Source organism: Streptomyces sp. NRRL WC-3618 (assembly GCF_001280005.1).
Lineage (GTDB): Bacteria > Actinomycetota > Actinomycetes > Streptomycetales > Streptomycetaceae > Streptomyces.
In genome coordinates this window covers 46,112-53,116 of the sequence record NZ_LGDW01000446.1, presented here as the reverse complement: position 1 = coordinate 53,116, position 7,005 = coordinate 46,112, and the positions used below count along the sequence as shown (strand labels likewise).

Genomic DNA, 7,005 nt, shown 5'->3' with positions numbered 1-7,005 from the left:
CGCCCCCGCCGTGCCGGGCATGGCCCCGCGCCCGCGTGGCGCCCTGGGCGCGCCCCCGGCGGGAGTCGACGTAGCGACCGGCGCCCCATCCGAGCACCGCCTCCGCGAGCATCGTGCCCAGGCCGCCGCCCTCGACATGGCTCAACTGCTCGGCGGCGTCACGGCAGTAGCGGCACTCCACCAGATGCTGCTGCACATCGGGCAGCAGAGTCCCGCCGCGCCGGATCGGGACGTCGAGGAGACGGTTGTTGAACCGGCATTCCTTGGACGGCGCGAGTTCCCGGTGGGCGCGTACACAGCCCTGGCGGAATTGGTCGCGGGCCTGTTCCAGCGACGCCGACGCCGTAACCGTGTCCATGCCAAGAAGCTCGGCGGGAACACTTATCGGCTCGGCTTCCACCTCGGTGTGCCAGAGCAGGCACTGGGCGAGTCCCGGAAGGGCCTGGAACGAACGCTCCGCGAGTTTTCGGTTGTCCGGCGTCATGGACTGCGCCGCGCGCATTCCGCGGCCGCCGACCGGTTTCATCAGTTCCGGCAGCACATCGGACACACGGTCGTCGGCGGCCCAGTCCCTGACCGTGTCCCGTACGGCGACAAGGAACCGGGGACGCAGCGCGACGGCCGACTCGGCCCGCATCACCCGCTCCAGGACCTGGTGGAAGGCGGCGGCGGTGACCATGGAGGCGGTCTGGGCCGAAGTGGCGAGGCAGATGACCGCGTACTCGTGGGTCGCCTGCCAGTGCCGCGCCGTCAGCAGAGCCACGGCGGGGCCGGTCTCGCCCTCCGGTCTGCCTCTGAGCTGCACGGCGAGACTCTCGTCCGACTCCCCCGGGACCCCACCGGAGTACGGCGGGGAGTACGGACGAGGGGGGTGGGGGTGGGGCACTGAGCGGTTTCCTTCCCACGCACGGGTAACTCACAGAGGTTCCCGGCTGTGTTCCCCGCCCCGACAGTGGCGCTGGTTCCTCACCGAATCACCAGAATCACCACCGGCGAGTCGAACCCGGCCATTCCCCCCTGCACAAGTAGTTCACCCTTGCACAAGTTGCTCCTGACCAACAAGGCGGTTGGGGTACACCATTCACTGGAGAAAAGTCAGCAACAGGAGAAACTCTCGACACTCGCACCAGCATTCGGATTCCTGGCCGCGCCCCGCGTGAACCGCGCCGCTCAGATCTGCCAGGAGCGCAGCCGGTCGGCCGCGCCGTAGACGTCCGTCTTGCCGGAGATCAGGTCACGGGCGAGGTCGACGAGGGCGCCGTAGGGCGGGTCTATGCCGACGTCGCTCACGAACATGTACGCCACAGCGGTGGCACAGGCGAAGCGGGCGTTGGCCGACGGCAGCGGCTTGAGCAGCGCGAGGGTGTGCAGCAGCGCGGCGGCCCGCCAGGCGGGGTCGGAGTCCACGCCCAGGCGCGGCGGGTCGACCCGGTGGCGGGCAACGGCGGCCACCAGGGCGGAGAAGTCGTTGACCGTGGGCTGGTCCGGCAGGACCTCTTCGTGGCGCTGGAGCAGCCACGGCACGTCGATATGGATGACGGGAGCCATCGGTCAGGCGACCTGTCCCTGACGGCCCGGGGCGACCGGTTCGTCCTCGGGGAACGCGGCGGCGAATTCGTCGGCGTGGGCCGCGAAGAACCGCCGGAATTCCTCCGCGCCCTCCTGCAGGGCGCGGTGCCGGGCGATGTCGGCCGCCGCCGCCTCGCGCACGAGTGCCTTCATCGACGTACCGCGTTCCTTGGCGATCTGTCGCAGGTCCTCTAGTTCGCGGTCACTGAACTCCACATTCAGAGCAGGCATGCCCCCACGGTACCTCGCCGGTACTTACCCGTAAATACCACCAGGTCAGGCCGGTAAGGAAGAGGTACCGAGGGGGCGAGGGAGCGAGAGGCGACTCGGTTATCCCTGGTCGGCCACGAAGGACGCCATCCGGGCGAGGGCCGCGTTCCAGTTGATCGCGTGCTCGTTCGTCGACCAGGACTGGATGTCGTCGATGTAGCAGAACTGGCCGACGCAGCCCTGGAGTTTGCTCTGTGCGTAGGGGTCCTGGATGCTCGAGTTGGCGCCGCCGGCCAGCGTGCCCGGCGGCGGGCTCGGCATGTTCGGGTCGAGCTGGTGGGCGTACCAACGGCTGTGCTGCTGATGGGAGTTGACCTCGCCGTAGCCCGTCACGTACGACATGTTCAGCGCGTTGCGGCCGAGGAGGTAGTCCATGCTCTGGAGCGCGCCGTCCCGGTACTTCGAGGCGCCGCTGACGTCGTACGCGGTGGCGATGACGACGGCGTTGTTGAGGACCTGGGCGTTGGAGCCCCAGTCGTACACGTTGGCGTCGGGGGCGTAGGGCATGCCGTACGGCTGCGCCGCCAGTGTGGCCAGATAGCGGTCGGCGCCCTTGAGGACGGACTGGCGGATCCTGTCCCGGCCGGGGAGTTTGCTCGGCACGGTCGCGAGGTCGAGGCGGGCGGCCGCGGCGGTCCGGGCCCAGTCGAAGCCGAGCGGGAGGAAGATGTCGGCCGTGTTGACCGGCGAGTTCAGGATGTGCTGCTCGAACGCCTTCTCACCGGTGCTGAGGTACAGCTCGGTGGCTGCCCAGTAGAACTCGTCCTGTGCGTCGGTGTCGTTGTAGGCACCGCCACCGGTCGCGTCGTTCGGGTCGGCGTGGAGGGCCGGGTGAGCCAGGGCCGCCGTCCACGCCTTGCGCGCCACCGCGAGGGCGCGCGCGGCGAACGGGCGGTCGTAGGGCCGGTACAGCCGGGCCGCCTGCGCCGCCGTGGCCGCCAGGTTCAGGGTGGCCTCGGTGGTCGGCGGGTGCAGTTCGCGCTTCTGCGGGTCGTCGCTCGGCAGCAGCGGCAGCCCGGTCCACTTCTCGTCGTGGATCTTGTGGTGGGCCATGCCGGCCAGCGGCTGCCCGGCGGGCACCTGCATCTTCAGCATGAACTCCAGTTCCCAGCGGGCTTCGTCCAGGATGTCCGGCACCTTGTTGCCGCTCTCCGGGATGGCGAGCGTGCCGTCACCGAGCTGGTCCCGCTGCCCGGTACGGGCGTGCAGGGCGCGCTCGTACGTGCTCAGCAGCTCCCAGGTGGAGATGCCCCCGTTGACGACGTACTTGCCGTGGTCGCCGGCGTCGTACCAGCCGCCGGTGACGTCGAGGGTGTAGTCGCACACGCCCGGCTGGCACGGCACTTTGGAGTCGCCCTGGTTGGGCGCCACGTCGACGTGGCCGGCGGGGCGGGCGTAGCCCGGGCGCAGGTCGCCGCGGATCGCGATGCCGCTGCGCTGCGTGTAGTAGTACTTCAGCGAGTCCCGCCGCAGCCGGTCGTAGGCGCTCGCGCCGATGTCGAACGGGCGACTCGTCTCCCCGTCGGCGACCAGTGTGAGGCCGGTGCCGCCCTTGCGGTAGGAGCCGAAGTCGATCGAGTGGACGTTCTGCCCGGAGGAGACGTCCGTGCCGCGCGGCACGGTCCTGCCGTGGGCGACCGTCTTTCCGCCGGCGTTCTTCAGCTGCCAGGGCAGCGGCTGCGTGGAGTCGGTGACCAGCGTGGCGTTCTTCGGGCCCGCGGGCAGATAGGCGACCTGGTTGACCCGTACCCGGGGTCCGGTGTCGGGTTCGTACACCTCGGGCGGTACCCCGCCCACCAGCGACACGTCGTCCATGCAGAACCGGAAGGGGTCGGCGCTGCCGCCGAGCTGGAAGCCGACCTGGGCCTGGGTGGTGTCGGCGTTGGCGGTGAAGGTGTACGTGTAGGCGTCGCCGGACACGCTCAGCTGCGGGCTCACCTCGAAGTAGGTGTCGTACGGGGACACCGACAGGCCGACGATCGCCCGGACGACATGTCCCGCGGGCGTGCCGGTGGCCTTGAAGGAGAACCGGTACGACTCGCCCTTGACGAGGGTGATGTCGTTCTGGCCGACGGCGGCGTCCCAGCGGTTGGTGGTGCCGCCGGGTACGTCGGCGCAGAGGCCGCCGCCGGAGAGGCCTGCGGTGACGTTGGTGGTCGTCCACCAGGGGGCGGTGACAGTGTCGAAGGTGCCGTTCTTGACCTGCTCGACCTCGTCTGCGCCGGCCGGGCCGGCGGGGAGTGCGGTGAGGGCTGCGGTGAGGAGGGCGATCACGGAGAGCAGGGTGGTTCTGCGTCGTTTCACGTCTCTGGGCTCCTCGGGGGGAGGGTGGGGGCGCGGTGGCGAGAAGAGCGGCGCGTGCGTGGGAGCGCTCCCAGATGCGGACGTGGCCCATGCTGTGCGAGGCGCCGCGTCTCGTCAACGGTCCGGACGCGAATGGGCTCACGGAGGTGTTTTCGCCCCCGCCGCCCTTACCCGTCCCATCCCTGGGGGCGGCGCCCCCAGATCCCCGCTTTCGGCCCTGAACGGGCCTCGTCCTCAAACGCCGGACGGGCTGAGGGTGCGGGCCTGGGCTGGACAGAAGCGGCAAATGGGTGGGCGGGCGCGAAACACGACCTGGGCTGTGGAAGCGGGCCCGGGGACCGCGGTGTTCCTCACCGTGTGGGAGCGTGACGCACTAGTGTGGAGCACCAGTGATGTCCCCTGCTCACTGTGAGTGTTCGCGATGGAGTGGCGCCGATGAGTCCGGTGTACCCGTTCGACGATTCCGCCACGGCGCGGGCCGTCGTCGACGCCCGGGGCATACTGACCGGCTGGAACGAGGGCGCCCGTCGGCTGCTGGGCTGGTCGGCGGCCGAAACGCTGGGCCGTCCCGCCACCTCACTGCTGGCCGACGAGAGTGCGGACGCGCTCGGACGGCCGCAGGGGGACGTCTGGCACGGCACGGTCGCGCTGCGTCACCGCGAGGGCCGTACGGTGTCCAGCTGGCTGCTCGCCCATCATCGGCCGTCTCCTGATGGCGACGGGGGCGACTGGCTCGTCGTCACCCCCTTGGAGAACCGTGCCCGGCCCGCCGAGGACCCGCTGATGCGAGCCGCGTTGGCTCAGGCGCCCTGCGCGACGGCCGTCTACGACGACCGGCTCCGGCTGCACGGTGTCAACGACGCCATGGCCGCTGTGATCGGGCTGCCGGTGGAGCGCATCCGTGGGCTGCGCATCGCCGAGATAGGGGGTAGGGAGCGCAGCGCGGAGCTGGAACAGAACATGCTCGACGTACTGAAGAGCGGCGTGGCGAAGGACGTGCAGACCTATCTGCGCACCGGCGGCGAGGACCACGCGCACGCCTGGCTGGCCCGGCTGGCACCGCTCAGGGACGCCGAGGGGCAGGTGCGGGGGGTCTGTTTCGCGGCCCACGACTTCACCGAGCAGTACCTCGCCAGGGAGCGGCTCCAGCTGGTCAACGAGGCGAGCGTACGCATCGGCACGACTCTCGACGTCACCCGGACGGCGCAGGAGCTGGCGGACGTCTGTGTCCCGGCGCTCGCCGATTTCGTCAGCGTCGATCTGCTGGACCCGCCGCAGCACGGCGGCGACCACCATCCGGCCGAGCTGACGGCGCCGCTCGGCCTGCGCCGGGCCGCCCACCGGTCGATCGTCCCGGGCAGCCCCGAAGCCGTGGCCAAGGCGGGACAGCTGGACCAGTACCCGGCCTCCTCGCCCCACGCCGAGTCCCTCCTGACGGGGCGCACCATTGTGGCCTCGGTGCCCTCCGGCGACCTCGAACAGTGGCTGGCCTGGGACAAGCCACGCTTCAGCCGGGTCCAGGAGTTCGGGATCCACGCCATGATGTCCGTGCCGATCACGGCGCGCGGTACGACCCTCGGCGTCGCGTTCCTGACCCGGTACCGCCGCCCCGACCCGTTCACGGCCGACGACGCGCTGCTCGCCGAGGAGGTGACCGCCCGGGCCGCCGTCTGCATCGACAACGCCCGCCGGTTCTCCCGCGAACGCGAGACCGCCCTCGCCCTGCAACGCAGCCTGCTCCCCCGTACCCTGCCGCCCACGGCCGCCCTCGAAGCCGCTTCCCGCTATCTGCCCGCGGCGCGGGCCGGGGTGGGCGGTGACTGGTTCGATGTGATCCCGTTGTCCGGGATGCGGGTCGCGATGGTCGTCGGAGACGTCGTCGGCCATGGCGTCCAGGCCTCCGCCACCATGGGCCGGCTGCGCACCGCCGTGCGCACGCTCGCCGACATCGACCTCGCCCCGGACGAGCTGCTCACCCACCTCGACGACCTCGTCGTACGGCTGTCGGCCGAGGCCGGCAGCGAGGGTGGCCCGGGTGAGGTCGGCGCCACGTGTCTGTACGCGGTGTACGACCCGGTGTCGCGGCGCTGCACCATGGCCCGCGCCGGGCATCCACCGCCGGTCATGCTCACGCCGGGCGGGACGCCCCGGCAGGTGCGGCTGCCCGCGGGTCCGCCGCTGGGCCTGGGGGGGCTGCCGTTCGAGTCCATGGAACTGGAGCTGCCGGAGGGCACGGTCCTCGCCTTCTACACCGACGGGCTGATCGAGAGCCGCGAGCGGGACATCGACGCCGGTCACCGCATGCTGTGTGACGCGCTGGCGGCGTACGCGGACTCGCTCGACGAGACGTGCGACCGCATCCTGCAGACCCTCCTCCCACCGGGCGGCGCGGCCGACGACGTGGCCCTGCTGCTGGCCCGCACCCAGGGTCTGCCCGCCTCCCGGGTCACGACGTGGGACATCCCGGCCGACCCGGCGCTCGTCGGGCCGATCCGCAAGCAGGTCGGGGAGCAGCTCGACGTCTGGGAGCTGAGCGAGGCCACGTTCACCACCGAGCTGGTGGTGAGCGAGCTGGTCACCAACGCCATCCGCTACGGCTCGCATCCCATCCGGCTGCGCCTCGTCCATGACGCGTCGACCCTGATCTGCGAGGTTTCCGACGCCAGCCACACCGCCCCGCATCTGCGGCGCGCCAGGACCTTCGACGAGGGTGGCCGCGGTCTGCTGCTGGTCGCGCAGCTCACCGAGCGGTGGGGCAGCCGGCACACGCCCGACGGGAAGACCATCTGGGCGGAGCTGTCGCTGACGGGCGACGGGTGAATCCCGGAGACTCCCACGGTGCCTGAGAGTGCATGAGACGCG

4 protein-coding genes and 1 pseudogene are annotated in these 7,005 nt (G+C 70.9%); 1 reads left to right on the top strand and 4 read right to left on the bottom strand.

Annotated features, from left to right (window positions below):
* The 4 genes and pseudogenes from ADL01_RS29965 to ADL01_RS29950 all read right to left on the bottom strand — a co-directional run.
* Positions 1-886: pseudogene (locus ADL01_RS29965) on the bottom strand (hydrolase); the annotation flags it as partial.
* A 284-nt stretch (positions 887-1,170) separates the two neighbouring features.
* Entirely contained in the window at positions 1,171-1,548 is a 378-nt protein-coding gene (locus ADL01_RS29960) for a toxin Doc (protein WP_053745133.1), read from the bottom strand.
* A gap of 3 nt (positions 1,549-1,551) precedes the next feature.
* Complete coding sequence (locus ADL01_RS29955) at positions 1,552-1,800, bottom strand: hypothetical protein (protein ID WP_053745132.1); 249 nt, start codon at positions 1,798-1,800, stop codon at positions 1,552-1,554.
* A gap of 99 nt (positions 1,801-1,899) precedes the next feature.
* Positions 1,900-4,143, bottom strand: coding sequence for a glycoside hydrolase family 9 protein (locus ADL01_RS29950; RefSeq protein WP_053745131.1), 2,244 nt, complete (start codon positions 4,141-4,143; stop codon positions 1,900-1,902).
* 435 nt (positions 4,144-4,578) lie between these two features.
* Between ADL01_RS29950 and ADL01_RS29945 the strand changes: the two genes are divergently transcribed.
* Positions 4,579-6,963: a SpoIIE family protein phosphatase gene (locus ADL01_RS29945; protein WP_053745130.1), complete on the top strand. Its 2,385-nt coding sequence runs from the start codon at positions 4,579-4,581 to the stop codon at positions 6,961-6,963.
* Positions 6,964-7,005: the final 42 nt, after the last annotated feature.